Annotated in this window: 25 protein-coding genes; 17 read left to right on the top strand and 8 right to left on the bottom strand. The window is 71.2% G+C overall.

What is annotated here, in order from left to right; all coding sequences use genetic code 11:
• The 6 genes from K8556_RS16210 (at position 1) to K8556_RS16235 (ending at position 6,813) form a co-directional block, all read left to right on the top strand.
• Positions 1-2,298, top strand: coding sequence for a M56 family metallopeptidase (locus K8556_RS16210; protein ID WP_223740978.1), 2,298 nt, complete (start codon positions 1-3; stop codon positions 2,296-2,298).
• Positions 2,299-2,384: 86 nt separating this feature from the next.
• Complete coding sequence (locus K8556_RS16215) at positions 2,385-4,100, top strand: aldehyde dehydrogenase (RefSeq protein WP_223740979.1); 1,716 nt, start codon at positions 2,385-2,387, stop codon at positions 4,098-4,100.
• Between the two features lie 51 nt (positions 4,101-4,151).
• The gene (locus K8556_RS16220; protein WP_223740980.1) at positions 4,152-5,327 is read left to right on the top strand and encodes a tetratricopeptide repeat protein; all 1,176 of its coding nucleotides are present in this window, start codon (positions 4,152-4,154) and stop codon (positions 5,325-5,327) included.
• Between the two features lie 72 nt (positions 5,328-5,399).
• On the top strand, positions 5,400-5,951 hold the full coding sequence (locus tag K8556_RS16225; protein ID WP_223740981.1) for a hypothetical protein: 552 nt from the start codon (positions 5,400-5,402) through the stop codon (positions 5,949-5,951).
• A gap of 78 nt (positions 5,952-6,029) precedes the next feature.
• Positions 6,030-6,413: a hypothetical protein gene (locus K8556_RS16230; RefSeq protein WP_223740982.1), complete on the top strand. Its 384-nt coding sequence runs from the start codon at positions 6,030-6,032 to the stop codon at positions 6,411-6,413.
• A 7-nt stretch (positions 6,414-6,420) separates the two neighbouring features.
• Positions 6,421-6,813, top strand: coding sequence for a hypothetical protein (locus K8556_RS16235; protein WP_223740983.1), 393 nt, complete (start codon positions 6,421-6,423; stop codon positions 6,811-6,813).
• Positions 6,814-6,921: 108 nt separating this feature from the next.
• Here K8556_RS16235 and K8556_RS16240 read toward each other — a convergent pair whose 3' ends face one another.
• Together K8556_RS16240 and K8556_RS16245 are read right to left on the bottom strand one after the other, a co-directional pair.
• Positions 6,922-8,058, bottom strand: coding sequence for a cyclic nucleotide-binding domain-containing protein (locus K8556_RS16240; protein WP_223740984.1), 1,137 nt, complete (start codon positions 8,056-8,058; stop codon positions 6,922-6,924).
• Complete coding sequence (locus K8556_RS16245; protein WP_223740985.1) at positions 8,055-9,644, bottom strand: cation:proton antiporter; 1,590 nt, start codon at positions 9,642-9,644, stop codon at positions 8,055-8,057. Before K8556_RS16245 ends, K8556_RS16240 begins: the two co-directional genes overlap by 4 nt.
• 171 nt (positions 9,645-9,815) lie before the next feature.
• Here K8556_RS16245 and K8556_RS16250 point away from each other — a divergent pair, with 171 nt between their 5' ends.
• Together K8556_RS16250 and K8556_RS16255 are read left to right on the top strand one after the other, a co-directional pair.
• Positions 9,816-10,586 (top strand): ABC transporter ATP-binding protein, encoded by a 771-nt coding sequence (locus K8556_RS16250; RefSeq protein ID WP_223740986.1) that lies wholly within the window; start codon positions 9,816-9,818, stop codon positions 10,584-10,586.
• Complete coding sequence (locus tag K8556_RS16255) at positions 10,583-11,386, top strand: ABC transporter permease (RefSeq protein WP_223740987.1); 804 nt, start codon at positions 10,583-10,585, stop codon at positions 11,384-11,386. Before K8556_RS16250 ends, K8556_RS16255 begins: the two co-directional genes overlap by 4 nt.
• On the opposite strand, the gene K8556_RS16260 is transcribed toward K8556_RS16255, so the two are convergent.
• Positions 11,383-12,555, bottom strand: coding sequence for a sorbosone dehydrogenase family protein (locus K8556_RS16260; RefSeq protein WP_223740988.1), 1,173 nt, complete (start codon positions 12,553-12,555; stop codon positions 11,383-11,385). The genes K8556_RS16255 and K8556_RS16260 overlap by 4 nt on opposite strands.
• A 165-nt stretch (positions 12,556-12,720) precedes the next feature.
• Here K8556_RS16260 and K8556_RS16265 point away from each other — a divergent pair, with 165 nt between their 5' ends.
• From K8556_RS16265 to K8556_RS16275, 3 genes are all read left to right on the top strand, one after another.
• On the top strand, positions 12,721-13,299 hold the full coding sequence (locus K8556_RS16265) for a type 1 glutamine amidotransferase domain-containing protein (RefSeq protein WP_223740989.1): 579 nt from the start codon (positions 12,721-12,723) through the stop codon (positions 13,297-13,299).
• A gap of 414 nt (positions 13,300-13,713) precedes the next feature.
• Positions 13,714-14,589, top strand: coding sequence for a hypothetical protein (locus tag K8556_RS16270; protein WP_223740990.1), 876 nt, complete (start codon positions 13,714-13,716; stop codon positions 14,587-14,589).
• 131 nt (positions 14,590-14,720) lie between these two features.
• The gene (locus K8556_RS16275; protein ID WP_223740991.1) at positions 14,721-15,605 is read left to right on the top strand and encodes a type IV toxin-antitoxin system AbiEi family antitoxin; all 885 of its coding nucleotides are present in this window, start codon (positions 14,721-14,723) and stop codon (positions 15,603-15,605) included.
• Here K8556_RS16275 and K8556_RS16280 read toward each other — a convergent pair.
• Both K8556_RS16280 and K8556_RS16285 read right to left on the bottom strand, forming a co-directional pair.
• On the bottom strand, positions 15,582-16,469 hold the full coding sequence (locus tag K8556_RS16280; RefSeq protein ID WP_223740992.1) for a nucleotidyl transferase AbiEii/AbiGii toxin family protein: 888 nt from the start codon (positions 16,467-16,469) through the stop codon (positions 15,582-15,584). The two genes, K8556_RS16275 and K8556_RS16280, sit on opposite strands and share 24 nt — an antisense overlap.
• Before the next feature lie 23 nt (positions 16,470-16,492).
• Positions 16,493-17,416: a DUF1684 domain-containing protein gene (locus tag K8556_RS16285; protein ID WP_223740993.1), complete on the bottom strand. Its 924-nt coding sequence runs from the start codon at positions 17,414-17,416 to the stop codon at positions 16,493-16,495.
• Positions 17,417-17,532: 116 nt separating this feature from the next.
• On the opposite strand from K8556_RS16285, the gene K8556_RS16290 reads away from it, so the two are divergent.
• Complete coding sequence (locus K8556_RS16290) at positions 17,533-18,375, top strand: 2-oxo acid dehydrogenase subunit E2 (protein WP_223740994.1); 843 nt, start codon at positions 17,533-17,535, stop codon at positions 18,373-18,375.
• 28 nt (positions 18,376-18,403) lie between these two features.
• Complete coding sequence (locus tag K8556_RS16295) at positions 18,404-18,634, top strand: hypothetical protein (protein WP_223740995.1); 231 nt, start codon at positions 18,404-18,406, stop codon at positions 18,632-18,634.
• 15 nt (positions 18,635-18,649) lie between these two features.
• Here the strand turns inward: K8556_RS16295 and K8556_RS16300 are convergent, their stop codons facing one another.
• On the bottom strand, positions 18,650-19,399 hold the full coding sequence (locus K8556_RS16300; RefSeq protein ID WP_223740996.1) for an SDR family oxidoreductase: 750 nt from the start codon (positions 19,397-19,399) through the stop codon (positions 18,650-18,652).
• 104 nt (positions 19,400-19,503) lie between these two features.
• On the opposite strand from K8556_RS16300, the gene K8556_RS16305 reads away from it, so the two are divergent.
• Together K8556_RS16305 and K8556_RS16310 are read left to right on the top strand one after the other, a co-directional pair.
• Positions 19,504-20,109 carry a TetR/AcrR family transcriptional regulator gene (locus K8556_RS16305; RefSeq protein WP_223740997.1) on the top strand — a complete coding sequence of 202 codons (606 nt, stop codon included), beginning with the start codon at positions 19,504-19,506 and terminating at the stop codon, positions 20,107-20,109.
• 91 nt (positions 20,110-20,200) lie between these two features.
• The gene (locus K8556_RS16310; RefSeq protein WP_223740998.1) at positions 20,201-20,746 is read left to right on the top strand and encodes a hypothetical protein; all 546 of its coding nucleotides are present in this window, start codon (positions 20,201-20,203) and stop codon (positions 20,744-20,746) included.
• Positions 20,747-20,800: 54 nt separating this feature from the next.
• On the opposite strand, the gene rsgA is transcribed toward K8556_RS16310, so the two are convergent.
• Positions 20,801-21,892, bottom strand: coding sequence for a ribosome small subunit-dependent GTPase A (rsgA, locus tag K8556_RS16315; protein WP_223740999.1), 1,092 nt, complete (start codon positions 21,890-21,892; stop codon positions 20,801-20,803).
• Between the two features lie 356 nt (positions 21,893-22,248).
• On the opposite strand from rsgA, the gene K8556_RS16320 reads away from it, so the two are divergent.
• Positions 22,249-22,986 (top strand): MerR family transcriptional regulator, encoded by a 738-nt coding sequence (locus K8556_RS16320; protein ID WP_223741000.1) that lies wholly within the window; start codon positions 22,249-22,251, stop codon positions 22,984-22,986.
• A gap of 77 nt (positions 22,987-23,063) precedes the next feature.
• Here K8556_RS16320 and K8556_RS16325 read toward each other — a convergent pair whose 3' ends face one another.
• The gene (locus K8556_RS16325; protein WP_223741001.1) at positions 23,064-23,852 is read right to left on the bottom strand and encodes a hypothetical protein; all 789 of its coding nucleotides are present in this window, start codon (positions 23,850-23,852) and stop codon (positions 23,064-23,066) included.
• Positions 23,853-24,125: 273 nt separating this feature from the next.
• Here K8556_RS16325 and K8556_RS16330 point away from each other — a divergent pair, with 273 nt between their 5' ends.
• Positions 24,126-25,025 (top strand): hypothetical protein, encoded by a 900-nt coding sequence (locus tag K8556_RS16330; protein WP_223741002.1) that lies wholly within the window; start codon positions 24,126-24,128, stop codon positions 25,023-25,025.
• Positions 25,026-25,052: the final 27 nt, after the last annotated feature.

Below are 25,052 nucleotides of genomic sequence, written 5' to 3' on the forward strand. Positions count from 1 at the left end.
GTGACGCCTCTCATGACCTCGCCGTGGTGGTCGTCGTGGTCGGAGTCGGTGTGGCGCGCCTCGTGGCAGGGGGCGCTGTGCGCGCTGGCCGTCTGGGTGCTGGCCCGGGCGGTGCCGCGCCTGCCCGCGGCCCTGCGCGCCGGCCTCTGGTGGCTGGTGGCGCTCAAGTTCGTGCTCACGCTCGGCTGGCCCAAGCCCATGCCGCTGGCGCTGCTGCCCGAGGAGGCCGCGACCGCGCAATCCCAGACGCTCCGCGTGGAGGGCGCGCAATCCCAGACGCCGGACGTGGTGGTGATGATGCACACGGAGCCCGAGGTGCGCGGCGCCCCCGTGCGCATGTCGGTGTCTCAGCAAGAGCGGACACCGGCTCGCGTGGAGGGCCCCTCGGCTGGAGCGCGGGTCGCCGCGTTCTTCAAGAGCGCGGTGGCGTCGCTGCGCGAGCATCCGTGGACGGTGGGTGGGGTGTGGGCGCTGCTCGTGCTGTGGGGCGCGGGCGTGGCGTGGAAGGTGCGGGGCCACGTGCTGGCGTGGCGTCAGGTGCGGGGCATGCGGGAGCGCGCGCGGCCCCTGCGTCACCCGGTGCTGGAGGAGGAGGCGGAGTTCCTCGCGAATGAAGCGGGCCTGCGGCGTCCGCCCACGCTGCTCGTGTCGGACGAGGTGGTGAGCCCGCTGGCGGCGGGGCTGGTGTCGCCGGTCATCGTGCTGCCCGCGAAGGCGCTGCGCGACCTGCCGGAGGACTCGTTGCGCATGGCGCTGGCGCATGAGGTGGCGCACCTGCGGCGCGGGGACCTGTGGTTGGGCTGGGTGCCGGCGCTGGCGGAGACGGTGCTCTTCTTCCACCCGCTCGCGCGACAGGCGGCCCGTGAGTACGCGCTCGCCCGGGAAGAGGCGTGTGACGCGGAGGCGCTGCGCCTCACCGGCGCGGAGCCAGCGGACTACGGCGAACTGCTCATCGCCTTTGGCATCACCCGGCCTCCGGGCAGCGCAGCGGCGCTCGGGGCGTCGGCCCACCTTCACGCGCTGCACAGGAGGCTCCGCATGCTGGAACATGTCGACGTCGTCCCCACGAAACCCCGCCGGTGGCTGAAGGGGGCGCTGTTCGCCCTCGGCGCGGTGGTCCTGATGCCCTTCCAGGTCGTCGCCAAGGCGCCCGCGGAGAGCACCGCCCCCACCGCGAAGGACACGGCCCCCGCACCCGTCAAGGTGGGCACCGTCAAGCAACTGCCCGAGGACGCCGCGCCGGCCTCCAACGCGAAGCCGTCGACCGCGGCGAAGCCGTCGACCGCGTCGAAGCCCACCGTGACGGAGCACACCGCGAAGGCGACGGGGACTCCCTCGGATGCGCCGCCGCTGCCCGCGCTTCCCGCGCTGCCTCCTCCCACGTCGGGGGCGGCGAGGTCCATGCTGGTCACCCTGCCCGCGCCGCCCGCGCCCGCGCCCATCCCGGACAACGACAATCGGGCTCCGGTTCCGCCCGTGCCGCCCGCGCCTCCGGTCGCTGGCAGGCCCATCCCGCCCGCGCCTCCCGCGCCTCCGGTCCGCGGCGCGGTGTCCCCGCTGGCCCCCATGCTCGCGGTTGCGCCGCGTCCTCCCGCGCCTCCCGCGCCGCCCGCGCCTCCGGACATGGACCTCGATGACGGCGACACCTTCGCGTACCTCTCCGACGGCCGCACGATGATGGCCGGCTCCACGGACGACATGTACCTGGCGCGCACCTTCAAGCAGCAGGGCAAGGACCTGCTCTTCGTGCGCCGCGACAACAAGCCCATGCTGATCCGCGACGCGAAGACGCTGGAGCAGGTGCGCAAGCTCATGGAGGACGACCGCAAGCTGGGCGACGCGCAGGGCGCGCTCGGTGAGAAGCAGGCGGCCCTGGGCAGGCAGCAGGCGGAGCTGGGCCAGAAGCAGGCGGAGCTGGCCTACCCCATGTCCCAGCTCGCCGCGAAGCACGCCGCCATCGCCTCCAAGCGCGCGGAGATCGCCATGGAGCGCGCCCGCCTCCACTCGCTCGCGGACGGCCCCGACCGCGACCGCAAGGAAGCGGAGCTCGACAAGCGCGACGACTCCTTCGACACGGAGCTGGAGGCGCTCGACAAGCAGCAGGAGGAACTCAGCGAGAAGCTGGAGGCGCTCGGCGAGCAGCAGGCGAAGCTGGGTGAACAGCAGGCGAAGCTCGGCGAGCAGCAGGGCAAGCTGGGCGAGCAGCAGGCGGCGCGCGGCCGCGAGAACATGAAGAAGGTGATGGCCGTCATCGACGAGGCCATCCGCAAGGGCCTGGCCGAGCCCCTGCCCACCTGAGGACGGAGGGCGCGGCCCCTCGATGACGGCGCACGCGGGGGTTCCCTCCACCGGGACCCGGTGTGAAGCCTGTCTCGGAGGTCGCCATGTCCGCCGCCGTCCCGCAGCACACGTCACGCACCACCATCGACATCCTGGTGCGCCGGGTCCGTGAGGGCTCGAGCGCGTGGGCGAAGCTCGCCCTGACGGAGCGCATCCGGCTCCTGGAGGACCTGTGCCACGCGTACGCCGCCATCGCGGAGCCCAGCGTGCGCGCGGCCTGCGAGGCGAAGGGCATCGACCCCGGCGGTCCACTCGCGGGTGAGGAGTGGCTCGCCGGGCCCATGGTGGTGGTGCGCAACCTGCGGCTGCTCTCGGACGCGCTGAAGGACATCCAGAAGCACGGCGTGCCCGTCATCCCCGCGAAGCACCTGCGCACGCTGGAGGACGGGCGGCTCGCCGCGCGGCTGTTCCCCCGGCACCGGCTGGAGGGGATGCTGCTGCCCGGCACCACGGGCGAGGTCTACTTCCAGCCCGGCGTCACCGCGGCCAACCTGCGCGAACACCAGGCGTCCTTCTACAAGAAGCCCCACAAGGGCCGGGTCTGCGCGGTGCTGGGCGGCGGCAACGTCAACTCCATCCCGCCCATGGACTGCCTCTACAAGCTCTTCGTCGAGGGCACCGCCTGCGTGCTCAAGATGAACCCCGTCAACGCGTACCTGGGCACGTTCCTGGAGCAGGCCTTCGCCCCGCTCATCGCGCGCGACGCGCTGGCCATCGTGTACGGCGGCGCGGAGGAGGGCGCGCAGTTGGTCCACCATGACGCGGTGGACGAGGTGCACATCACCGGCAGCGACAAGACCCACGACGCGCTCGTGTGGGGTCCGCCCGGCCCGGAGTCCGATGAGCGCCGGAGGAGGAACGAACCGCTGCTCGCGAAGCCTGTCTCCAGCGAGCTGGGCAACATCTCCCCCGTGGTGGTGGTGCCGGGGCCGTACTCCGACGGCGAGCTGCGCTTCCAGGCGAACGACATCGCCGGCATGGTCGCCAACAACGCGTCCTTCAACTGCAACGCGGCGAAGCTGCTGGTGCAGCCCAGGGACTGGAACAAACGCGGCATGTTGGTGGACCGCATCCAGGCGAGCCTGGGCCACGCGCCCGTGCGCCGCGCGTACTACCCGGGCGCGCGGGAGCGCTGGCACCAGTTCACGGACGCGCGCCCGAACCTGCGGCTGGTGGGCAACCCCGGCGAGGGCGACCTGGCCTACGCGCTGATTCCAGACGTGGATCCATCGAAGACGGACGACCGCGTCTTCCACCACGAGCCCTGGTGCACGGTGCTGTCGGAGACGGGGCTGCCGGGCTCCGACGAGCCGGTGGCCTTCCTGGAGGCCGCGGTGGCGTTCCTCAACGAGAAGGTGTGGGGCACCCTGAACGCCACCCTCATCGTCCACCCGAAGACGCTGCGGGACCCCCGGGTGCGCGCGTCGGTGGAGAAGGCGGTGCGGGATTTGCGCTACGGCACCGTGGCCCTCAACACCTGGCCCGCGGCGGCGTACGCGCTGGGCAGCATGCCCTGGGGCGGCCATCCGTCCACGTCGCCCCGGGACATCCAGAGCGGGCAGGGCTGGGTGCACAACACGTTCATGCTGGAGTCCATCGAGAAGGCGGTGCTGCGCGCCCCGCTCACGGCCCTGCTCTCGCCCCCGTGGGTGCCGGGTCACAAGGGCGTGGCGGAGCTGGGCCGCCGGTTGGTGGAATTCGAGCAGTCCCCGTCTTGGTGGAAGCTGCCGGGTGTCGCCCTGGCCGCGCTGCGCCGGTAGGGGCAGGCGGGGAGGCGGGGATTCTGGAGGCTCGTGGTAGGTAGGGGGGCCATGGCATCCAGGTACGCGCAAGAGGGTGGGCAGTCGCTTCAGCAGGGGCAGCCGGCGGAGGCGGTGAAGAGCTTCCAGAAGGGCCTCTCCATCGACCCGAAGGACGTGGACTGTCTGATGGGCCTGGTGCGCACCCACCTGAGCACCGGCGCCGCGAAGGAGGCCGAAGGGGCCGTGACGCGCCTGTTGCAGGTGCAGCCGGACAACACGGAGGCGCAGGCGCACCTGGCCATGCTCAAGGCGCAGGCGGGAGACCCCGTGGCGCTGGTGACGCTCAAGGCGCTGGCCGCCGCGCCCACCGCCGGCTACTTCGAGCGCTTCAACCTGGGCACGCTCCTGGCCGAGCGAGGCGACCTGGAGGGCGCGAAGGCCGCCTTCGAGGCCGCGCAGGTGGTGGCGCCCCACAGCGTCTATCCGCACTTCGAGCTGGGCCGCATCGCGGTGCTGCGCAAGGACACGGCGGCGGCGGCGGCGCACTTCCAGCAGGCCTCCGCGCTGGCGCCTCAGGAGGCCCTGCCGCACCTGATGCTGTCGCGCGCGCACGCGGCGAACGGCGCCATCGGGGCGGCCATCGCGGCGGCGACGCGGGCCCTGGAGCACGCGCAGGGCCGCACGCGCGTGGCGGTGTTGCAGGACCTCTTCCGCCTCTACCTCCAGGCCAGCAGCAAGGACGCGGCCCGCCGCACCATCCTGGAGCTGCGCGAGCTGGACCCGGCGCAGGTCCGCTACGTCCACCTGCACGGCCTGGCGAGCATGCTGGCCGGGGAGCTGGCGGAGGCGAAGGCCCTCTTCACGGAAGCCCTCCAGCGCGCCCCGAACCAGTGGGACATCCGCCACTCGCTGGCGCAGGCGCACGAGGCGCTGGGCGAGCGCGCCGAGGCCCGCAAGCTCCTGGAGGAGACCGTGGCGGTGGTGCCCCACGAGCCCGGCCCCACCAACGACCTGGTGCGCCTGTTGATGGGGGACCAGGACCACGCGCGCGCCCGCGTGCTGCTGGAGCGGGTGCTGGAGGCGAACCCCGAGGACGCGCTCACGCACCTGAACCTGGCGCGCGCCACCCAGCCGTTCGACCGGGCGGAGGCCACCCGGCACGCCAGGCAGGCGCAGTCGCTGGGCACGGCGGACGCGTCCGTGAAGGACCAGGCGGCGCAGCTCCTCACGGAGCTGAGCGGCTGACGCACCCCGTCTTCCCCTGTCCCGGGCCCGTGCCTACCTTCAGGCCCGGTCCAATCCGGGGCAGGGGGGCGCATGCGCAAGGCGGAGCAGGCATTGATCGAGCAGTTGGAGGCGCGCTTCCGGGAAGTGACGCGGCTGCTCTACACGACGTCCATCCCCGCGTCGGTGCTGGACGCGGAGCTGATGCCGATGATCGCGGAGGACGTCACCTTCACCGACCCCTGGCAGAAGGGGGGCGGCAAGGAGACGTACCGCAAGGGCGCGGCGGGCTTCCACTGCATGTTCCGCTTCGACTTCGACATCTTCCAGCTCAACGTCCAACTGGAGCCGGACGGCAAGAGCGGGCGGGCCATCGTGGACGGGGTGATGAACCTCAAGCAGTTCGCGTGGCTCTACACGTACCCGCTGCGCACGCTGCTCGTGTACGACTTCACGCTCCAGCGCGGCGAGGACGGCGGTGAGGTGCTGCCGCTCATCCACGCGCATGAGGAGATGTGGAGCTTCGGCGACATGATCGCCAACGTGCCCGGCGTGGGCGCGCTCTACGACCGCTTCCGCAACGCCTTCAGCGTGGGCTTCCTGGCGGCGTCCGCGCTGTGCGGGCGCATCAAGTCATCTCCCTGACGCGCGCGTGTCTTGGTATGTAGGGCGGGTCTTCTTGTTGGGGGGCCCGCGATGCGCCGTACCGTGAGGGGAATGTGGTTGGCGCTGGCCGCCATGGGCTGTGGCGGCGAGGACCTGCAGGCCCCCGACATCACCAGTGTCCAGGCCACGCGGCTGGAGGATGGCCGGGTGTCGCTCGATGTTTATGTCATTTGCGCGGTGCTCAAGGGGCAGCGGCCGGCGGACGACGACTGCGGATGGCCGGAAGACCAACCCCTCTGCGTCGATGCGGCTTGGCACCCGGCGCAGGACACCACCTTCAGCGCGCCCCTGTTCTCACAGCGGACATGTGAGCCGGCAGGCACCCGCATCTACAGGACCATGAAGGTCGTCTCGCCGGACGCTGTCCCCGCGGAGCGCGGCCTGCGCATCCGGGTCCAGGTGGATCCGCGCACCACCCGCTTCATCATCGCCAGCCCCTGAGGTCCCCATGTCCCCGCGCATCCCCTGGATGTTGACGTGCTGTGGCCTGCTTGCCGCCTGTGGCTCCGGCGCGGACCTGGTGGGCGTCCGAGCCGCCACCGCTGTGCGTGACGCGGACGACCACGTCACGGTGACGGCCATCCTCACGTGCGTGTCGCGGGACGGTTCCCTGGGAGGGGACTGCGACGCGGACGGCGAGGAGCACTGTGTGATGGCCACCTGGGACAACGGGTACAGTCCGTCGTCCACGAAGAGCATCACGTCGGGCGTGCAGTGCGTGACCCCGCCGCGGGTCGAGGGCGCGACGGTGGTCATCCGTTCGTTGGACCCCGTGCCGCGCCAGGGGGCCTTCACCATCCAGCTCGGCTTCACGCCCAGGGTGGTCATCGACAGCCCGTGACGGGCCACTTCAGGCGGGGATGCGCTTCTCCGCCTGGAGTTGACGCACCCGCGCCGTGTGCTTCGTCGTCATGGAAGAGGCCCGCGAGGGGGAAGGGTGTCTGTCTTTTCAGCGCCCGAACAGCCCGCGCCGCTTCGCCGGCTGTGCCTGTCCGCCCAGGCGGGACAGGCGCTGGCCCAGGATGCGGCTCATCTCCAGCGCGACGGCGGGGTTGGCCATCATCACGCCGCGGAAGTCCTCGCGGCCCACGGCGGCCAGCTCGCACGGCGTGGCGGTGACGGCGGTGGCGTTGCGGGGCTCGCCCGTGAGCAGGGCCAGCTCTCCGAAGAAGCCGCCCTGCTTCACCGTGGCCACCGTCTGCCGGGAGGCGTCCTTCATCGCCACCTCGCCGGAGATGACCACGTAGAACGTCTCGCCCGCGTCGCCCTGGCGGAACAGCTCCGTGCCCGCGGGCGTCTGGAGCAGCTCCGCGCCGCGCGCCACCGTCTCCAGCTCGCCGTCACTCAGGGGCGCCAGGAAGTCCAGCTTGCGCAACGTCGTCGCCAGCGACGACGCCAGGCCCGCGCCCAGCGGCGGCTCCGACGTGAGGAACTCCACCGCCTGCGCCACCTGCGTGCGCCGCGCCACGAGGATGACGTTGTGCCCGGCCTTCAGCACCGTGTTGCCCTCCGGCAGCGCGGTGTGGCCCTGCGGATCCACCAGCGCGATGAAGATGCACTCGCGAGGAAAACCCTCCATGCCGCGCACCTGCGCCACCGTCTGCCCCGCCACGCGGGCGCGCACGGGGATGGCCAGCTCGAAGAGGAGCGCGTCGCCGCTGCTGAGCGGCAGCGACCCGGACACCTGCGGGAAGTCGATGGCGGTGGTCATCTTCGCCACCACCACGTCCGCCTCCGCCACCAGCTCCTTCACGCCCGCCAGCCGGTACGCGTCCCGGTAGTTCGTGTCCAGCATCCGCACCATCAGGCGCGCGCTGGACGTGGAGCGCACCAGCATGGCGAACGCCAGGTTCGCCGGGTCGTGCGCCAGCACCGCCGCCGCCACGTCCGCCGTCCCGATGCCCGCCGCCTCCAGCACGCGCGGGTTGGTGGCGTCCCCGCACACCGTCACCACGCCCACCTCTTCAAAGAGGCGCGCGCAGATGGCCGCGTCGCGTTCGATGACCGTCACCGTGTGCTGCTCCGACACGAGCCGCGCCGCCAGCGCGCCGCCCACCCGTCCTCCCCCCGCGATGACGATCTTCATGACGCCTTGTGCTCCTTGCCTTCCAGGCTCGCGTGCCCGCCGTGCAGCACCTTCTCCAGGTCCAACATCCGCGCGTCCAACTGCGCCAGCATCTCCTCCGCCGTCCCCTCCGGAATCAGCCCGTTGCGCCGCGCGCCCTGCAACGCCGTGCGCTCCGCGTCGATGAGCCTCCGCCGCGTGCTCAAGAGGTCCTTCGCCCCCTCCGCCAGGTGCTGCTCGCTGATGCGCCGCAGCTCCCGCTCCGCCCGGGCGATGTTCACCTGGTACTCGCTGCGCAGGTGCTCATAGGCCGCGCGCGGCAGCAGGCCCTGCGAATGCAACGCGTCCAGCTCCACGTGCGCCGCGCGGCTGGCGATGAGCTTCCCGCGCTGCTCGGCCATCTCCAGCGCCACCGCGTCCTGCTGGAACAGCCCCAGCCACTTGAGCGCGCCCGTGAGCATCAGCCCCTGGCCCACCATGGACACCAGCGTGACGCCGAACGCGATGGAGACAATCTGCTCGCGCGCGGGCGTGGTGTCCGGAAGACCCAGCGCCAGACCGATGGACAGCGCGCCCTTGATGTTGCCCACCAGGAACACGTGCTGCCAGCGCACCGGGATGGACTCCGCGGGCTTGAACAGGCGCAGCAGCAGGAAGGGCAGGTAGATGGCCACCGCGCGCCCCAGCACCACCGCCACCACCGCGATGCCCACGCCCGGCAGGTGCCCCTGGAGCGCCTCCGGCCGCGTGTCCAGGCCCACGGAGAGGAAGAGGAACGTGTTGACGCCGAAGGTGGCGTACTCCCAGAAGGAGTGGATGGCCACCTGGCTCTGCGGCGCCACCTCCCGCCGCAGCGTCACGCCCACCGCCAGCCCCGCCACCACCGCGGAGATGGCGCCCGACAGGTGCACCTCTTCCGCCATCACGTAGGAGGCCAGCGCCACCGCCGTCGTCACCATGATCTCCGCGAGCGGATCCTCCGCGCGCCGGATGATGAAGCCGCCCAGCAAGCCCAGCGCCAGGCCCACCACCGCGCCACCCACCGACGCGAGCAGCACGTGGCCGCTCAACGAGCTCAGCGAGGGCGCAGCGCCGCCCGCCACCACTGACGCGATGGCCGTGTACGCCACCAGCGCGGTGCCGTCATTGAAGAGGCTCTCGCCCTGGATGATGCCCGACAGCCGCCCGGGCACCGGCGCGCGGCGGAAGGCGTAGAGGATGGACACCGTGTCCGTCACCGCGAGGATGGAGCCCAGGAGCAGCGCGGGCCCCCACGCCAGGTGCAGCATCCAGTGCAGCGAGGCGCCGGTGGCGCCGATGGCGAGGACCATCCCCAGCGTGGACAGCAGGCCAATGGGGACCGCGTTCGCGCGGATGCCATTGAGGTCCGCCATGATGCCGCCCTCGAAGAGCAGCAGCGGCAGGCAGATGAGGAACACCACCTGGGGGTTGAGCGGAGGAACCCCCGGCAGCAGGTGTGCAACCGAGATGAGCAAGCCACCAAGCACCAGCGCGACGTTGTACGGCACGCTGGCCCGCTTGGCGGCGATGGCAAGCGCGATGGCCGCCACCATCAGGCCGATGAGGATGGGTACTTCCAGCAGCACGGCGACTCCACTGGGACCGGGAAGGGACGCGAAGCTTTCCAGATTCGCGCGGACCGTGCACGGGCACCGTCCGCTTTTCATCGCCCCGCCCGAGGCCCCGCCCGCCTGCCTTCCCCCCGTCGGAAGTGCGCCCTGGCGATACGGCGCGCGCGTGGTACAGCGAGCCCCCCGATGAACTCCGGCTCGCTGGACACCCTGGTGCTCTCCGTCACGGCCCTGCGCAAGACGTACGGCGCCCGCACGGCCGTGGACGGCATCTCCTTCCACGTGCGCCGCCGCGAAATCGTGGGGCTCCTGGGCCCCAACGGCGCGGGCAAGAGCACCACCATCAACATGCTCCTGGGCGTGCTCCAGCCCACCTCCGGCACCATCGCCATCGAGGGCACCGACCTGGAGACCCAGCGGGTGAAGGCGCTGTCCCGCACCAACTTCGCCGCCGTCTACGCGCCCCTGCCCGGCAACCTCACCGTGGCCCAGAACCTGCGCGTCTTCGGCCTCGTCTACGGCGTGAAGGGGCTGTCCGCCCGCATCGAGTCGCTGCTGGAGCAGTACGACCTGAAGCGCTTCCGGGACACCAAGTGCGGCGTGCTGTCCTCCGGCGAGCAGACGCGCGTGTCCCTGGCCAAGGCCATGCTCAACGAGCCCCGCCTGCTCCTGCTGGACGAACCCACCGCGTCGCTGGACCCCGCCACCGCGCTGGACATCCGCACCCGCATCAAGGCCTTCGCGGCGAAGGGCGACAGCGGCGTGCTGTGGACGTCCCACAACATGTACGAGGTGGAGTCCGTCTGCGACCGCGTCCTCTTCCTGGCGCGCGGCCGGGTGCTGCTGGAGGGCGACCCCAGGACGCTGCCCCGCGAGCACGGCAAGGCCACGCTGGAGGAGCTGTTCATCGCCGTGGCCAACGAGCCGCTGTCGCTGGAGAGGACCGAAGCGCCATGAACCTGGACCACGTCGCGGGCATCGCGCTGCGCCAGTTCTATCTCTACAAGGGCAACTTCGCGCGCGTGGTGCCGCTGTTCGCCTGGGTGGCCGTGGACATGGTGCTGTGGGGCTTCATGACCCGGTACCTCAACGAGGTGACGTCCTCCGGCTACGACTTCGTGCCGGCGCTCCTGGGCGCGGTGCTGCTCTGGGACTTCTTCGCGCGGGTGATGCAGGGGCTGACGACGGGCTTCTTCGAGGACGTCTGGTCGCGCAACTTCCTCAACGTCTTCGCCACGCCGCTCACGCTGCCGGAGTACGTGGGCGGCCTGGTGGTGACGAGCATCGCGACCAGCGCCATCGGCCTCGTCGTCATGCTGCTGTTGTCCACCACGGTGTTCGGCCTGTCCTTCGCCGCCTACGGGGCGCTGTTCATCCCCTTCGTGCTGGTGCTGTTCCTCTTCGGCATCGCGCTGGGCATCCTCAGCAGCGCGATGGTGCTGAGGCTGGGCCCCGCGTCCGAGTGGTTCGTCTGGCCCATCCCCAGCCTGCTGTCCCCGTTCGTGGGCGTCTTCTACCCGCTGTCCACGCTGCCGGAGTGGATGCAGTGGGTGGCGAAGCTCCTGCCCCCGTCCTACGTCTTCGAGGGCGTGCGCACGCTGGTGGCCGGCGGCGAGTTCTCCGGCGCCACGCTCGGCTGGGGCTTCGCGCTGGCGCTGCTGGACATCGTGCTGGCGGGCTGGGTGTTCCAGCGCGTCTACCGCTACGCGGTGCGCACGGGCCTGCTGGCCCGCTACAGCGCGGAGAGCGTGAGCTAACGCCGCACGCGCAGGAGCAGGTCCTTCCTGGGGCCGCACTCGCCCCGGCCGTCGCAGTTGCTGGTGGTGACGTACAGGTGCCCGTCCGGCCCCATCAGCACGTCGCGCAGGCGGCCATACGTGTCGCGCAGGTACACCTCGTGCCGGGCCACGCGGTGGGGCTGCCGCGCGTCGAACTCCACCCGGTGCAGGTGCCTGGACTTGAGCGTCCCCACCAGCAGCGACCCCTTCCACTCCGGAATCGCGCTGCCCGTGTAGACGGCGGCGCCGCCCGGGGGCGCGGCGTCATCGAACGTGAGCGACGGGGTGATGCGCCCGCCCTGCGTCTCGCACGAATAGATGCCGGGCCAGCCCAGGTTGTCGCCCGCCTTCACCACGTTCACCTCGTCATGGCCAAAGCGCAGCGTCTCGCCGCTGGGGCCGTGGTCGGTGAGGTACAGCGTGGTGGCGTCCTTCCAGTCAAAGCCTTGCGTGTTGCGCACGCCCAGGAGGAACGCGGGCGAGTGGGGAAAGGGATTGTCCTGGGGCACCGCCCCGTCCGGCGTCAGGCGCAGGAGCTTGCCCGCGGGGCTGGCCACGTCCTGGGACAGGTCCGGGGCCCGGGCGTCGCCCGTGCCCACGTACAGCATGCCGTCCGGCCCGAAGCGCAGCCGCCCGCCGTCGTGGTACTTCGCGGACGGGATGCCGTCGAAGATGACGCGCTCGAAGGTCGCGCTCGCGCCGTCCGGCGACAGCGTCCAGCGCTCCACCCGGTTGCGGGCCTTCCCGTCCGCTTCGGTGGTGACGTACAGGTAGAACGCGCGGTTCGTCGCGAAGTCCGGGTGCGCGGCGATGCCCAGCAGGCCGCCCTCGCCGTTCGCCGCCAGGGGCAGCGTGGCCACGGCCCCGGGCTGCAACTGGCCTCCGCGCAGCAGCCGCACGCGGCCCGGCCGCTCGGTGATGAGCGCGTCCGTGCCCTGGCCCGGCAGGAAGGCCACGCCCCAGGGGACCTCCAACCCCTCCGCCACCACGTCCACGGTGATGGGCACGCCGCCGTCCTGGCCCCAGCCGTCCTCCACCCGGACGCAGTCCGCGGCGGACGCCGTCCCCTGCGCCTGGCTCCTGCGGCAGGCGGAGGCGGAGGCGGCGAGCACCACGAGGGCGGCCAGGAGCAGGCGTCGGGAGCGCATGGGGTCAATCTAGCGTGGGTGAACGCGGCCCACCGACCTGGAAGGGGGGCAGGCGAGCGCGGCCGGGATGGGACAACGGTCCCGGATGGCGTTGTCGCGGCCCCTGTCGTGGGCACCTTGCTCGGGCGGGTTCAACGACACCAATGCCCAGCGGGAGGCAGTTCCATGGCGCGCATCGCATTCATCGTGGCCAACGACTTCGAGGACTCCGAGTTCCAGGTCCCCTTCGACAAGCTCAAGCAGGCGGGCCACGAGCCCGTCGTCATCGGCGTGGAGGCCGGCAAGGCGCTCAAGGGGAAGAAGGGCGCCGAAATCCGCACGGAGAAGGCGGTGAAGGAGGTGAAGGCCGCGGACTTCGCCGCGCTGGTGATCCCCGGCGGCTACTCGCCGGACCACCTGCGCATGGACATCGCCATGGTCGGCTTCGTGCGCGACTTCTTCAAGGCGGACAAGCCCATCGCCGCCGTGTGCCACGCGCCGTGGATGCTGGTGGAGGCGGACATCGCGGACGAGCGCACCGTCACCTCGTTCCCCTCCATCAAGACGGACCTCATCAACGCCGGCGCGCGCTGGGTGGACCGCCAGGTGGTGGAGGACGGCAACCTCATCACGTCCCGCAAGCCGGATGACCTGGAGGCCTTCAGCGCCGCCCTCCTGCGCCAGCTCAAGGACGGCATCGCCCCACGTCTGGAGTCACCTCTGGCCCCGGAGGCCGCCGCGGACCGCGCACCGCCCGTGCACTGAGCCGAGAACAGGCCTCGAAACGGTCCAGCAGGACCCAGACCCCCGGGGGGCTTCATGCGCTCCGGGGGTCTTTGCGTGCCGCGTCAGGGGACGCACTCCACCCCAGGGCCATGCCTGCCTGCCCCCACTTCCAGAGGGGGAAATGTTGGCGGGACAACCCCTCATCCCCCAGTCGCATGGCGCTGTCGCACGCATGCGTCGGGTTTTCGCTGCTCTGGAATTGTTCCGTTGTCTTTGGCGCTTCGATACAAGACACTCAGACGTTTGTACGGGGTTTCACCAACCCCAGGGGAGTCATCTCTTCCCTGAATTTTACAGCTAGGTTGCGATTGTGCAGCGGTGTTGCTTATTATTTCGCCAGCCCCGCCCCCTTGACGGACCGCGCCAACACTGGTGGTCACTCTGGACTCCCGCATGAACCCGGCTCCTCGAAACGCGGTGTCCCAGCCCCGTCAGGTCGTCCGGGCGGTATTGAACGAAGCGCTGGAGAGCAAGCTGGGCGGCGAGGTGGTGGTGAAGTCCACCACGGTGTCCGGGCGCGTCTTCGTGGTGGAGCGCAAGGTGGCGTGGACGGTGCTCACGGGCCCGGGCGCGCGCAGCTTCTCCACGGCGCTCATCGACGCGAAGCTGGTGAACCGCGAGGACGTCGAGCAGGTGATGGCGGAGTGCCGCAAGAGCGGCGGCAACTTCTGCGAGACGCTGGTGGCGTGGGGGCTGGTGCCGCGCGACACGCTGCGCGACCTGCTCCGCCACCACGTGGCCGCGCAGTTGGAGACGCTCTTCGGGCTGGCGGAGGCGCAGGCGCTCTTCGTGCCGCAGCCGCGCTCCTACTCCAGCCAACTGACGTTCGAGCTGGCGGAGCTCACGGCCCACCCACCGCAGTCGCAGTCCCCCTCGAGTCCCCCCGAACTGGATGGTGAAGTCATGGCGAACGTGAAGCAGGCGCTGGAAGAGGCGATGAAGATTGAAGGGGCGTTCGCGGTCTGTCTGGCGGATGCCAACAGCGGGATGACCCTGGGCAGCGTCGGTGGGAACGCGACGTTCAACGTGGAGGCGGCGGCCGCGGGCAACACGGAGGTGATGCGCGCCAAGCTGAAGACGATGAAGGCCCTGGGCATCAAGGACCGCATCGAGGACATGCTCATCACCCTGGGCGAGCAGTACCACATCATCCGCCCGCTCGCGGCCCGCGAAGGCCTGTTCCTCTACATCGCGCTGCACCGCGCGAACGCGAACCTGGCGATGGCGCGCTTCCGCATGGCGGATGTGGAGAAGACCATCCAGCTCTGAGGCTTCACCTGAGTGCCACCCCCACGCCGCCCGTTTCCCTCCTGGAGGGAAGCGGGCGGTGGCGTTTTGAGGTCATAGGTTTCATGACAGGCGGAGTGCCCAGGTATATATACCTGGGCACTCCGCCTCCCATGCCGCGTCGACCGAAACTCCAGCTTGCCGCCGGGCTGATCGCCCAGGCCTTCCAGGATGAGCCTGGACGGGTCTACTCGCGCCCGGCGCTGACGGCGATGCTCAAGCGGCACCGCGAAGCATGGGGGCTTCCTGCTTCAGTAGGGCTGTCCGGCTTCATCCAGTTCCTGTCGGACTCGAAGCGGCTCTCCGTGGTTCGCCTGTCCTCGGACACGGGCGAGGTGGTGACGCGCTACGTGTGGGAGCAGGCGTCGCCCCTGGCCGTGGCGCTGACGCTGCGCCCGTCCGCCTATATCTCACACGGGACGGCGGCGTGGTTGCACGGGCTGACCGACCAGTTCGCCAAGGTCATCTATGTCAACAAGGAGCAGAGTCCGAAGCCCCCTCCCAGGGGAGGGCTCACCCAGGAGGCCATCGACCGTGCCTTCAAGGGACGGCAGCGTGCATCCACCTACGTCTTCCACTTCGACATCTACCGGGCCGTCCTGCTCAGCGGAAAGAACACGGGAGCGCTGGGGGTGGAGGATGTCCCGACACCCGAAGGGGAGTTCCTGCCCGCCACGAACGTCGAGCGGACGCTGATCGACCTGACGGTCCGCCCCACCTACGCAGGTGGAGTCGAGGAGGTCCTGGGGGCCTTCCGGCGTGCGCGTGAGCAGGAAAAAGTGGACGTGGAGAAGCTGCTCCAGACGCTTGCTCAACTGAACTACGTCTATCCCTATCACCAGGCTTTGGGCTTCTACATGGAGCGGGCGGGCTTTGATGCTGACGCCCTTTCCCCCCTGCGGGCGCTGGGACTTCACCACGACTTCTATCTGGCTTATGGGCTCAAGGACCTCGTGTACGACGCGAGCTGGCGGCTACACCATCCCCGCGGCTTGTAGCCGGGCAACCTCCGCGCAGACGAATTCGAAATAGAAGTCGAAGGACTCCAGCACTTCGCCCGTGACCGCTGCCTCCACGGCGGACCAACTGCGGCGATGGAACTCCCGGTGGCGCTCCTCCGCAAGAAGCCGCAGGAGCGTCAGGGGCACATCCTTGGATGCGAAGATGCCCTCCAGGAGCGCGCGGTGCGTGGTCAGGTCCACACCCGCGTAGCGGACGCAGGCGTGCAGGTCATAGAAGTCCCGTGCTCGGCTGGCAGGGTTCTTCCGCGGCTCGTACTCGTCCATCTGCTGGCAGAGGGCCCGTAGCTTCTCGGCGGCGATCATCGCGGGCGTGTACACGAAGCAGCGCTGACCATTGATGAGGGTGGCCTCGGCCTTGCCCTGGCAGAACTCGAACTTGCTGATGTCGATGGTCCGCTTCGGCGCACTTCGCCGATGCAGCTCCTGGACCTGAGCCGGGTTGGGAATCGCTCCTTTCTTCGCCTCACGTCGGCGCAGCTCTTCTTCCAGCCGCTTCATCGCCGCGACAGCCAGGACCTTGAACTCCGCATGGTAGCCGCCCCAATTCACCCCAGGGCCTGAGCTGGAGGGCTTGGGCCCGAAGCGGAAGTCGATGAGCGCATAACCGGCAGCGGAGAACCGCGATGCCAGCGCGGCCTCCAGCTCACGCCCCAAGGCACCTGCGTCCTCGACGTCTCCTTCCATCGAGTAATCCAGGTCCATGGAGGCGCGCGCGCCCAGTTGGTGGATCAACTGCAACGCGTTTCCTCCCTTGAGCACCAGCCGGTCCAACAAGGACTCATTGGACGCGATGGCGGAGGCGGTGAGGACCGCGAGCTCGAATGCGGGAGTGGACGTCACGGTGGCAGTTCCGGCAACAGGGGTCAGTGTTCTCCCGCGCGCTTCTCACCGGCTTCCACGCGCAGGGCCAGGCGGTTGCCGCGCGGGGGCAGCGGGCAGGTGGCGAAGCGCGAGAAGGCGCACGGCGGATTGTAGGCGCGGTTGAAGTCCAGCACGACGCGCCCGTCCTTGTCCGGCAGCGGCGCCTCCAGGAAGCGGCCGGCGCCGTAGGTCGCGTCGCGGTTCGTCTCGTCGCCGAAGACGATGAACAGCTCGTCCGAGCCCTCCTCCGCCACGGGGATCAGCCGGTACTCCTTGCCCCCCACCGTGAAGACGAGCGTGCCGGCGGACTTCATCTCCTCCGAGTACCCCAGCACCGTGGGCACGCTGAGCATGCGCGGCGTTTCATCCGGCACCAGCCGCGCCTCCACCTTCCAGTCCGCGCTGGCCGGATACAGCGGGATGCCGTGGAACTGCTTGCGCGCCGCCGCCTCCGAGTCCTTTACCCGTACGCCCAGCCGGTCCTGCCGGCGGATGATCTGGAAGCTCACGCCCCCCAGCCGCACCACGTCCGGCGCGCCCTTCTCGTCTGTCTTCAGCGCGCCGCCCGTGAAGGGTTTGCCCTCCCGCGTGAAGGCCACCCCCGGCGCGGGCTGGAAGCTCACGGTGTCCCCCTGGCGCACGAACGTCCCCGCCCTGGCCGGCACCGGCGAGGGCAGCGGCACGGCGCTGTCGGGCGCGGAGCCGGCCGTCTGCTCGCCCTCCTTCAGCCAGGTGAGCCCCACCAGCGTCAGCCAGCCGTCCGGAGACGTCAGGCGTTGCAGCCGCTCGGCCTGCCACGCCTGGGTGGCGGCGGCGACGTCCTCCGCGGGGGCCTTCTTCTGCGCCTGCGCGGCGGGCTTCGGGAGCGGCTTCGCGGGCGGCGAGGCCTGCAGGGCCAGGGACAGGACCAGGGCGAGGGTGCTCATGCGGATGGGCCTCGGAGCGCGGGAGGAGGGGCAGGGGCGCTGGGGCCAATGTCTAACAGGTGCCCGCCCTGGTTGCGCGCGGTCCCCCCGCCGTGCAAAGGCTTGAGAAACCTTCCATGAACCTGGACCTCCACCCCGCGCCCCCGGCCAGTGCCCTGCGCAAGCTCGCGCTGGGGACGTGGCGCGCCCCCCGCGACCCCACCGCCTACGCGGCGCTGGAGGTCCGCATGGAGCCGGCGCTCGCGTTCATGGCCACGCACCGCACGCGCACCGGCCGCCGGCTGACGGTGACGCACCTGGTGGCCAAGGCCGCGGCGGACGCGCTGCGCCGCTACCCGGAGGCCAACGTCGTGCTGCGCGGCCAGCGCCCGTGGCTGCGCGAGGACGTGGGCGTCTGCGTGCTGGTGGTCCAGCCGGCGAGCGGCGCGTCGCGCGTGGACCTGACCACCGCCACCGTGCACCGCGCGGACCAGAAGTCGCTGGAGGCGCTGGCGGACGCCATGGAGGCGCGCGTGTCGCGGGTCCGCGCGCGCGAGGACGTGGAGATCGAACGGGGCAAGCGCCGCTCGTCGCTGTTGCCCGGCTGGCTGATGGGCCCCGCGCTGCGGCTGTTGTCCTTCGTCTGGTACGGCCTGAACGTGGACCTGCGCCGGGTGGGCATGCCGTTCGATCCGTTCGGCTCCGTGGCGGTGACGAACCTGGGCTCGCTGGGGCTGGAGCGGGGCTTCGTCGCGATGGTGCCCTACACCCGCGTGCCGCTGCTGCTGGCGCCCGGGCTCGTGCGGGACGTGCCCGTGGTGGAGGGCGACGCGCTGGTGCCCGGCAAGGCCATGACGCTCACCTGCACCTGGGACGCGCGCCTCATCGACGTGGACCTGGCCGCGCGGGTGCTCCGGCACATCGGCGGCGCGCTGGAGGACCCGAGCGGGTGGGATGCACCCGGGACCGAAGCGCGGTAGAACAGGGGCGTCATCCGGAGGTCAGCGCATGTCCGTGGATCCCTTTCGTCGCGTCGGCTCGTCCCGCCCCATCGGCCGGGTGCTGAGCGGTCAGGACCGCTTCGAGAAGGAAGCCCTGGAAGGGCCCCCTGAAGGCCCGCTCGCCATGGACCGCCGCCAGCGCATGGCCGGCGGCCCGCCGCCGGTGAACGGCGAGAGCCCCTTCGCCGCGAAGCTGCGCAAGCTGGCCGCGTCGAACCCGGACGGCAAGGACGACTGACGCGTCCGCCGGGCCTCAGACCTGTCCGGCGCCGCCGTCCACGAAGAGCTCCGCGCCGTTGACGAAGCTGCTGTCGTCCGACGCGAGGAACAGCGCCGCCTTCGCCACCTCGTCCGGCTGCCCCATGCGCCCCAGCGGGATGAGGCTGGTGAGGTGGTCCTTGATCTGCTTCGCCCCCGCCGCGTCGGGCGCCAGCCCGTTGAGTCCCGGCGTGTCGATGGGGCCCGGGCTGAGCGTGTTCACCCGGATGCGCCGCCCCTTCAGGTCCGTGGCCCAGGTGCGCGCGAACGAGCGGATGGCCGCCTTCGTCGCAGCGTAGACGCTGAACGCCGCGGAGCCGTCCGAGCCCGCGGTGGAGCCCGTCAGGATGACGGAGCCGCCGTCCTTCAGGAGCGGCAGCGCCTTCTGCACCGTGAACAGCGTGCCCTTCACGTTGATGTTGAACGTCTGGTCGAAGTGCGCCTCCGTGATGGAGCCCAGCGCCGCGAACTCGCCGCCGCCCGCGTTGGCGAACACCACGTCAAGGTGCCCCGCCTCCTCCTTCACCCGCGCGTAGAGCGCGTCCAGCTCCGCCATCACGGACACGTCCCCGCGCACGCCCACCGCGCCCTGGCCAATCTCCTTCACCGCCCGGTCCACCTCCGCCTGCCGGCGGCCGGTGAGGAACACCTTCGCCCCCTCCTGCGCGAAGCGCTTCGCGGACGCGAAGCCGATGCCCGTGGTCCCACCCGTGACGACTGCCACCTTCCCGTCGAGCCTGCCCATGTCCCGCTCCTTGTCCCGTCCCCGCGCCAGCGAGGAGTTATGGACTTTGTGGTCCATATCTAAGAATGGTGGACCGAGCGGTCAATAACTTTTATTTTCCAGGCATGGCTCGGCCTCGGACATTCGATGAAGCGCAGGTGCTGCGGGCGGTGCGCGACCAGTTCTGGAACAAGGGCTACGCGGCGACGTCCATGGACGACCTGATGCAGGCCACGGGGCTGGGCAAGGGCAGCCTCTACGGGGCCTTCGGCGACAAGCATCAGCTCTTCCTGAAGGTCTTCGACGCGTACTGCGTGAGCTCCGTGGAGTCGGTGAAGAAGACGCTGGAGGGGCCGGACGCTGGCGCGCTGGAGCGGCTGCGTCAGTACATGCTGGGCGTGGCGACCGCGTCCGCGTCGCCCACGAACCGGCGCGGGTGCCTGCTGGCGCGCGGCACGTCGGAGCTGGCGGCGCAGGACGGGCAGGTGGCGGACCGGGCGCTGGAGACCCTCCGGGGGCTGGAGGCCGCGTTCGTGCGCTGCCTGGAGCAGGCCCGGGCGCATGGGGACCTCGCGCCCCAGGCGGACCCGAAGAGGTTGGGCGCCATGCTGCTCGGGGTCCACCGGGGGCTGGAGGCCGTGGGCAAGGCGGGCATGGACGAGGCCACCCTGCGCGGCATGGTGGAGACCGCGTTCGAGAGCCTCCCCGCCGCGCCGAAGCGCCGACGGTAGCGCCGCCCTCTTCCGGTGACCCCGGCGTTCAGGCTAGGCACGGGGCCTGACCGCCGGTGCGGGCGGTCACTCACCGGGATTGGGGGCATGGATGCGCAAGGCACACGCGGTGGCGGCGTCGATGGTGGCGCTGATGCTGGGGCAGACGGGCTGCTATCGGACGAGCATCGTCACGAACCTGCGGCCGGAGCCGCGGGTCCACCAGGACCGGCAGTGGTTCACGGTGGCGGGCCTGTTGCCCGTGTCCAGCCCCCCTGGCAGCGAGTGCAAGAACGGCGTCGCGTGGGCGCAGAGCCGCGCGACCGCCAGCGACTTCCTCATCCAGGCGGGCCTGGCGGTGGCGGGCGCGTTCGTCGGGGCGGCGGTGTGCGCCGGTGGCAACCGGACCGACGAGGAGCGGGGCAACTGCGCCGCGATGGGCCTGCTATTGCCCACGGTCCTGGTGGGCTCGCGCACCGTGGCCTACGCCTGCGCGGCGGAGCCCTCGAACATCCACCCGCGGCACGACCCGGGCCCGGAGACGCCGGTCCGCGCCCCGGACGCGCCGGAGGAGGGAGAGGTCCCGGCGCTCGAGGCCCCGACGCCGCCGCCGCTGCCGCCGCCCGGCTCCGTGCCGGACTCGAACCCCGGCCTCTGACGCACCTCCGGACGCGGCGCGGAAGGTGTCCGCGCCGCGCCCGGGGATGTCTGTCTATTCGCCGCGCCGCTTCGAGCGCGTCAGGGCCCAGCCCTGGTTGGACCGGGCGCGCTCCACCCGCTTGTGCGCACGCTGCGCGGCGGCGTCCGTCTGGCGGTGCTGGAAGGCCTGCTCGCGCTGGAGCTTCTGGAAGCTCGCGTGCCGCTCCTCGGAGAGCGTGCCGTCCTCCACCGCTGCTTTCACCGCGCAGCCCGGTTCGCCCTGGTGGCCGCAGTCGCTGAAGCGGCAGCCGGTGGCCAGCGCGAGCACGTCCGCGAAGGCGTTGGCCAGGCCCTCCTCTTCATCGCCCCACAGCCCCAGCTCGCGCATGCCGGGCCCGTCGATGATGAGGCCGCCGTTCTGCAGCACGAACAGCTCGCGGTGCGTGGTGGTGTGCCGGCCCCGGTCGTCGTCCGCCCGCACGGGCTGGGTGACCAGGCGCGCGGCGTCCAGCAGCCGGTTGGCGAGCGTGGACTTGCCCACGCCGGACGAGCCCAGCAGCACGCCCGTCCTTCCGGGAGGAAGCCGGGCGCGCACGTCCTCCACGCCCAGGCCCGTTTGCGCGCTCACCGCGAGCACGTCCACGCCGGGGGCCAGGGCCTCCACCTCCAGGACGCGCTCGGCCGCGTTGTCCGCGAGGTCCGCCTTGCTGAGGAGCACGACGGGCGTGGCGCCGCTGTTCCAGGCCACGGTGAGGGAGCGTTCGACGCGGCGGGGGTTGAAGTCGCCGTCCAACCCCATGACGAGGAACACCACGTCCACGTTGGCGGCGATGAGCTGGCCGTCGTGTTCGCTGCCCGCCTCGCGCCGCTTCAGGAGGCTGCGGCGGGGAAGCACGGCGTGCATCAGCGCCTCGCCGTCACCGGACGCGGGCGGTTGCAGGAGGACCCAGTCGCCCACGGTGGGCAGGGCCTCCGCGCCCTGGGCCTGATGGAGGAGGCGTCCGGCGGCGCGCGCGAGGAAGGCCGCGCCGGCGGTCTGCACGGTGAGCAGTCCCCGCTGCTGGCGCACGACGCGCCCGGGGACGAGGGACGAGGACGACTGCGAGAGGGTGTTGGACAGCGCGAGGTCGAGGTCGGGACCCCAGCCGAGGGTTTCGAGTGACACTTGAGGAACTCCGGGCAGAGCGATGCCAGGACGCGCGGGAGGGGACTCCGGGGCGCCGGGCGTGAAGGAAGCGGGCTCGCGCTGCGACGGACGACGGTGCTGCGACCGGCTCAGCGGATGCACGCCCGCGTGGCGGACAGGGCCGCGACGACGACAAGGGGCGGAGTCATCAGGACAGGTCTCCTCAAGGGTGCGTGGAACCACCGGCGGTCATCGCCGTTCCAGGCGGGAACCCTAGCAATCCCTGTCGTCCATTGGCCACCCCCGTGCGTTTTCCCCCTTGAACCTCACGCGACGTGAGGTTGTACCCACGACATCCAGTCGCGCGAAGGGGCGTGGCTGGAAAGGGGTGAGGCATGCAGCACACGGAGCTGAAGGTAGGGGAGCTGGCCCGGCGTACGGGGCTGTCCATCCGCGCGCTGCACCACTACGACGAGATTGGCTTGCTCAAGCCCTCGGCGCACACGGCGTCGGGGCACCGGCTCTACACGGCGGCGGACATCGCCCGCCTGAGTCACATCCTGTCGCTCAAGCAGCTCGGGTTCTCGCTGGAGGAGATCGCCGAGACGCTGGGCCGGGCGGACTTCTCCGCCCTGCGCGTGGTGGAGCTGCGGCTCCAGCGGGCCCGGGAGCAACTGGCGGAACAGCGTCAGCTCTGCGACCGCCTGGATTCCCTCGCACGGCAGTTGCGCGCGGCGGAGCCCGTCTCCGCCGACGACTTCCTACAGACCATCGAGGCCATGACCATGTTCGAGAAGTACTACACCCCGGAGCAGTTGAAGGAGCTGGAGGCCCGCCGCCAGGCGATGGGGGACGACGCCATCCGGCAGGTGGAGGCCGAGTGGCCCCGCCTCATCGCGAGCATGCGCGAGCAGATGGAGCAGGGCGCCGACCCCGCCTCCGAGCCGGTGCGCGCGCTGGCCACGCGCTGGCGCGAGCTCATCCGCGCCTTCACGGGAGGCAACCCCGGCATCGAGAAGTCGCTCCAGACGATGCACCAGCAGGAGCCCCGGATGACCGAGCGCCAGGGCCGCGACCCCCAGCTCATGGAGTACGTGGGCCGGGCCATGGCCTGTCTGGACGCGCCGAAGTAAAGCCAGACATGGAGCGACGGCCGCCAGCGAAGGGCTGGCGGCCGTGGCTGTCATTGCAGGCCATCCGGGCGCGAAGGCTACTGGCCGCCGACGGTGCCGGCCGACGAACCATTGGTTCCGCCGGTGCCGGTGCCGCCCACGCCGCCCATGGTGCCGCCGGAGCCGCTGGTGCCGGTGCCGCCCACGCCGCCCGTGGTGCCGCCGGAGCCACCCGTGCCGGTGCCGCCGACGCCGCCCGTGCCGGTCGTGCCGCTGGTGCCGCCCGTCCCGGTGCCGCCCGGGTTGAGGACGGTCGAGCCGTTGGACTCGGTGCCGGGCTGGGTGGCGCCGGTGGTGCCGGTGCCCGTGCCGCCAATGGTGCCGGTGCTGGTGGTGCTGCCAGCGCCCGTGGCGCTGGTGCTGGTGCCCGAGCCGCCGTAGGTGCCGGTGCTCGTGGAGGGCTGCGTGTATGAGCCCGTGCCGGTGGAGGGCGCGGTGCTGCCGGTGCCGTAGGTGTCCGTGCTGGAGCCGGTGGTGCCGGTGCCCGTGCCGATGCCGCTGGTCCCGGTGCCGCCGGTGCCGGAAGTGCTACCGCCGGTGGTGCCGGTGCCGGTGGTGCCCGGGGTCGGGTTCACGCTGGTGCCAGAGCCCCCCGTGCCGGTGGCGGTGTTGCCCGTCTCCACGCCGGTGGAGTTGGTGGTGCCGGGCGTGACGGTGCCCTGGGAGCCGGCGCTGCCGGTCTGGCCGCTGTTGACCATCTCCGGAGAGGCGCCGGAGGAGCCAGGGGTCGTCCCGGGGCTCGAGCCGTCGCCTACCTGCTGGGCGAGCGCGCTGGTGGAGAGGAGGAAGCTGAAGGCCAGTGCCGCGGTGCCAATGGAGCGTCGCATGTGAAGGAACCCTTTCCGTCGCTTGAGGCGTAAAGGTGTGTGCTTCACCGGACAGGGCAACCCTTGGAAACCCGCTGGCACATGGCAGGCCGCCAGCTCGCAGGTCGTTCATGGAACGAAGCACGCGGGGCAGGGGTTGCGCGCACGCGCGCCGGGTTCCGTGAAACAGGTGGGGGCAGCGCACTCGGGTGTCCAACACCTGCGTTTCCGCATCGCTGTGGGAAGTCTTCGCCCCGTTTCTGTGCTGTCCTCCGGTCCAGTGAAGGAGCGTGCGTGAGCGGACGGGACGGGCAGTTGGCGGTGGGCCGCACGAGCGCGCGCCTCGCGCGAAGCGTGAGCGCCCGGGCATGGCCGCTCACGCTCGTCATCGCCGCGGGCCTGGGCCTGCTGCTCTACGTCGCCACCACCAGCCTCCCGTACCTCATCGCTTCACCCGCCGGAGACGCGCACCTGGGCGCGCTCAATGACTGTCTGGCGCGGCAGTTGGAAGGGGCCACGCGGCTGGGCTGGGCCGTGGCCCCGGATGCGTCGCGCGCGGCCGTGTTCGGACCCCGCGTCGTCGCCGTCTGCGGCGAGGATGGCTCGCACTCGCGCCTGGAGATCCCCGGCACCACCGCCATCGCCTTCGATGGCGAGCGCCGGCTGTGGGCCGCTGCTGGAAGCCGCCTGTTGAGGGAGCGGGACGGCGCGCTCCTGCCGGTGGGCGACATCTCGCCACCGGAGTGGCTGATCGGCCACGCGGGCGGGGTCCTCGCGCTGGATGCCAGCGGGCAGCTCGTCTCCGTGGCACCGGACGGCAAGGTGCTGGGGCAGGCGCAGGTGCCCGGTCCGGGAGGCCGGCTGTCCATCGGCCCCGGCGGCGTGCTCGCGGCGGTGGAGTGGGGCGGCGGCGTCATCGTCTACGACGCCCGCACCCTGGAGCTGGTGCGGGCGGAGGCCCCGTGCGCCGTGGAGTTCCTCTGGTGGCTCGACACCGCGGATCAGGTCCTGCTGGCCTGTGGCTCGCCTGCTTCCCAGGACGCACCTGCGCCGGCCTCACTCCGCTTCGATGTCCGCACCGGCGCACGTGAAGAGGTGCCCGCGCGCCCACGCGCGCCTGCCCGAAGGCTCTCGGGGCGGGCGTTGTATGTGCAGGGGTGCGATGGCTTCCCGTGCACGGCCTCGCCTCCTTGAAGCTGTTATGGGGAGGTTCCTCCTCGG

Origin of the sequence: Corallococcus sp. AS-1-12 (assembly GCF_020036995.1) — a bacterium.
Taxonomy (GTDB): domain Bacteria; phylum Myxococcota; class Myxococcia; order Myxococcales; family Myxococcaceae; genus Corallococcus.

Excerpts from the sequence above, each read along its gene's own strand:
- K8556_RS16215 (WP_223740979.1), top strand. The coding sequence starts at position 2,385 with ATGTCCGCCGCCGTCCCGCAGCACACGTCACGCACCACCATCGACATC.
- K8556_RS16220 (WP_223740980.1), top strand. The coding sequence starts at position 4,152 with ATGGCATCCAGGTACGCGCAAGAGGGTGGGCAGTCGCTTCAGCAGGGG.
- K8556_RS16225 (WP_223740981.1), top strand. The coding sequence starts at position 5,400 with ATGCGCAAGGCGGAGCAGGCATTGATCGAGCAGTTGGAGGCGCGCTTC.
- K8556_RS16235 (WP_223740983.1), top strand. The coding sequence starts at position 6,421 with ATGTCCCCGCGCATCCCCTGGATGTTGACGTGCTGTGGCCTGCTTGCC.
- K8556_RS16240 (WP_223740984.1), bottom strand. The coding sequence starts at position 8,058 with ATGAAGATCGTCATCGCGGGGGGAGGACGGGTGGGCGGCGCGCTGGCG.
- K8556_RS16250 (WP_223740986.1), top strand. The coding sequence starts at position 9,816 with ATGAACTCCGGCTCGCTGGACACCCTGGTGCTCTCCGTCACGGCCCTG.
- K8556_RS16255 (WP_223740987.1), top strand. The coding sequence starts at position 10,583 with ATGAACCTGGACCACGTCGCGGGCATCGCGCTGCGCCAGTTCTATCTC.
- K8556_RS16260 (WP_223740988.1), bottom strand. The coding sequence starts at position 12,555 with ATGCGCTCCCGACGCCTGCTCCTGGCCGCCCTCGTGGTGCTCGCCGCC.
- K8556_RS16265 (WP_223740989.1), top strand. The coding sequence starts at position 12,721 with ATGGCGCGCATCGCATTCATCGTGGCCAACGACTTCGAGGACTCCGAG.
- K8556_RS16270 (WP_223740990.1), top strand. The coding sequence starts at position 13,714 with ATGAACCCGGCTCCTCGAAACGCGGTGTCCCAGCCCCGTCAGGTCGTC.
- K8556_RS16275 (WP_223740991.1), top strand. The coding sequence starts at position 14,721 with ATGCCGCGTCGACCGAAACTCCAGCTTGCCGCCGGGCTGATCGCCCAG.
- K8556_RS16285 (WP_223740993.1), bottom strand. The coding sequence starts at position 17,416 with ATGAGCACCCTCGCCCTGGTCCTGTCCCTGGCCCTGCAGGCCTCGCCG.
- K8556_RS16290 (WP_223740994.1), top strand. The coding sequence starts at position 17,533 with ATGAACCTGGACCTCCACCCCGCGCCCCCGGCCAGTGCCCTGCGCAAG.
- K8556_RS16295 (WP_223740995.1), top strand. The coding sequence starts at position 18,404 with ATGTCCGTGGATCCCTTTCGTCGCGTCGGCTCGTCCCGCCCCATCGGC.
- K8556_RS16300 (WP_223740996.1), bottom strand. The coding sequence starts at position 19,399 with ATGGGCAGGCTCGACGGGAAGGTGGCAGTCGTCACGGGTGGGACCACG.
- K8556_RS16305 (WP_223740997.1), top strand. The coding sequence starts at position 19,504 with ATGGCTCGGCCTCGGACATTCGATGAAGCGCAGGTGCTGCGGGCGGTG.
- K8556_RS16310 (WP_223740998.1), top strand. The coding sequence starts at position 20,201 with ATGCGCAAGGCACACGCGGTGGCGGCGTCGATGGTGGCGCTGATGCTG.
- K8556_RS16320 (WP_223741000.1), top strand. The coding sequence starts at position 22,249 with ATGCAGCACACGGAGCTGAAGGTAGGGGAGCTGGCCCGGCGTACGGGG.
- K8556_RS16325 (WP_223741001.1), bottom strand. The coding sequence starts at position 23,852 with ATGCGACGCTCCATTGGCACCGCGGCACTGGCCTTCAGCTTCCTCCTC.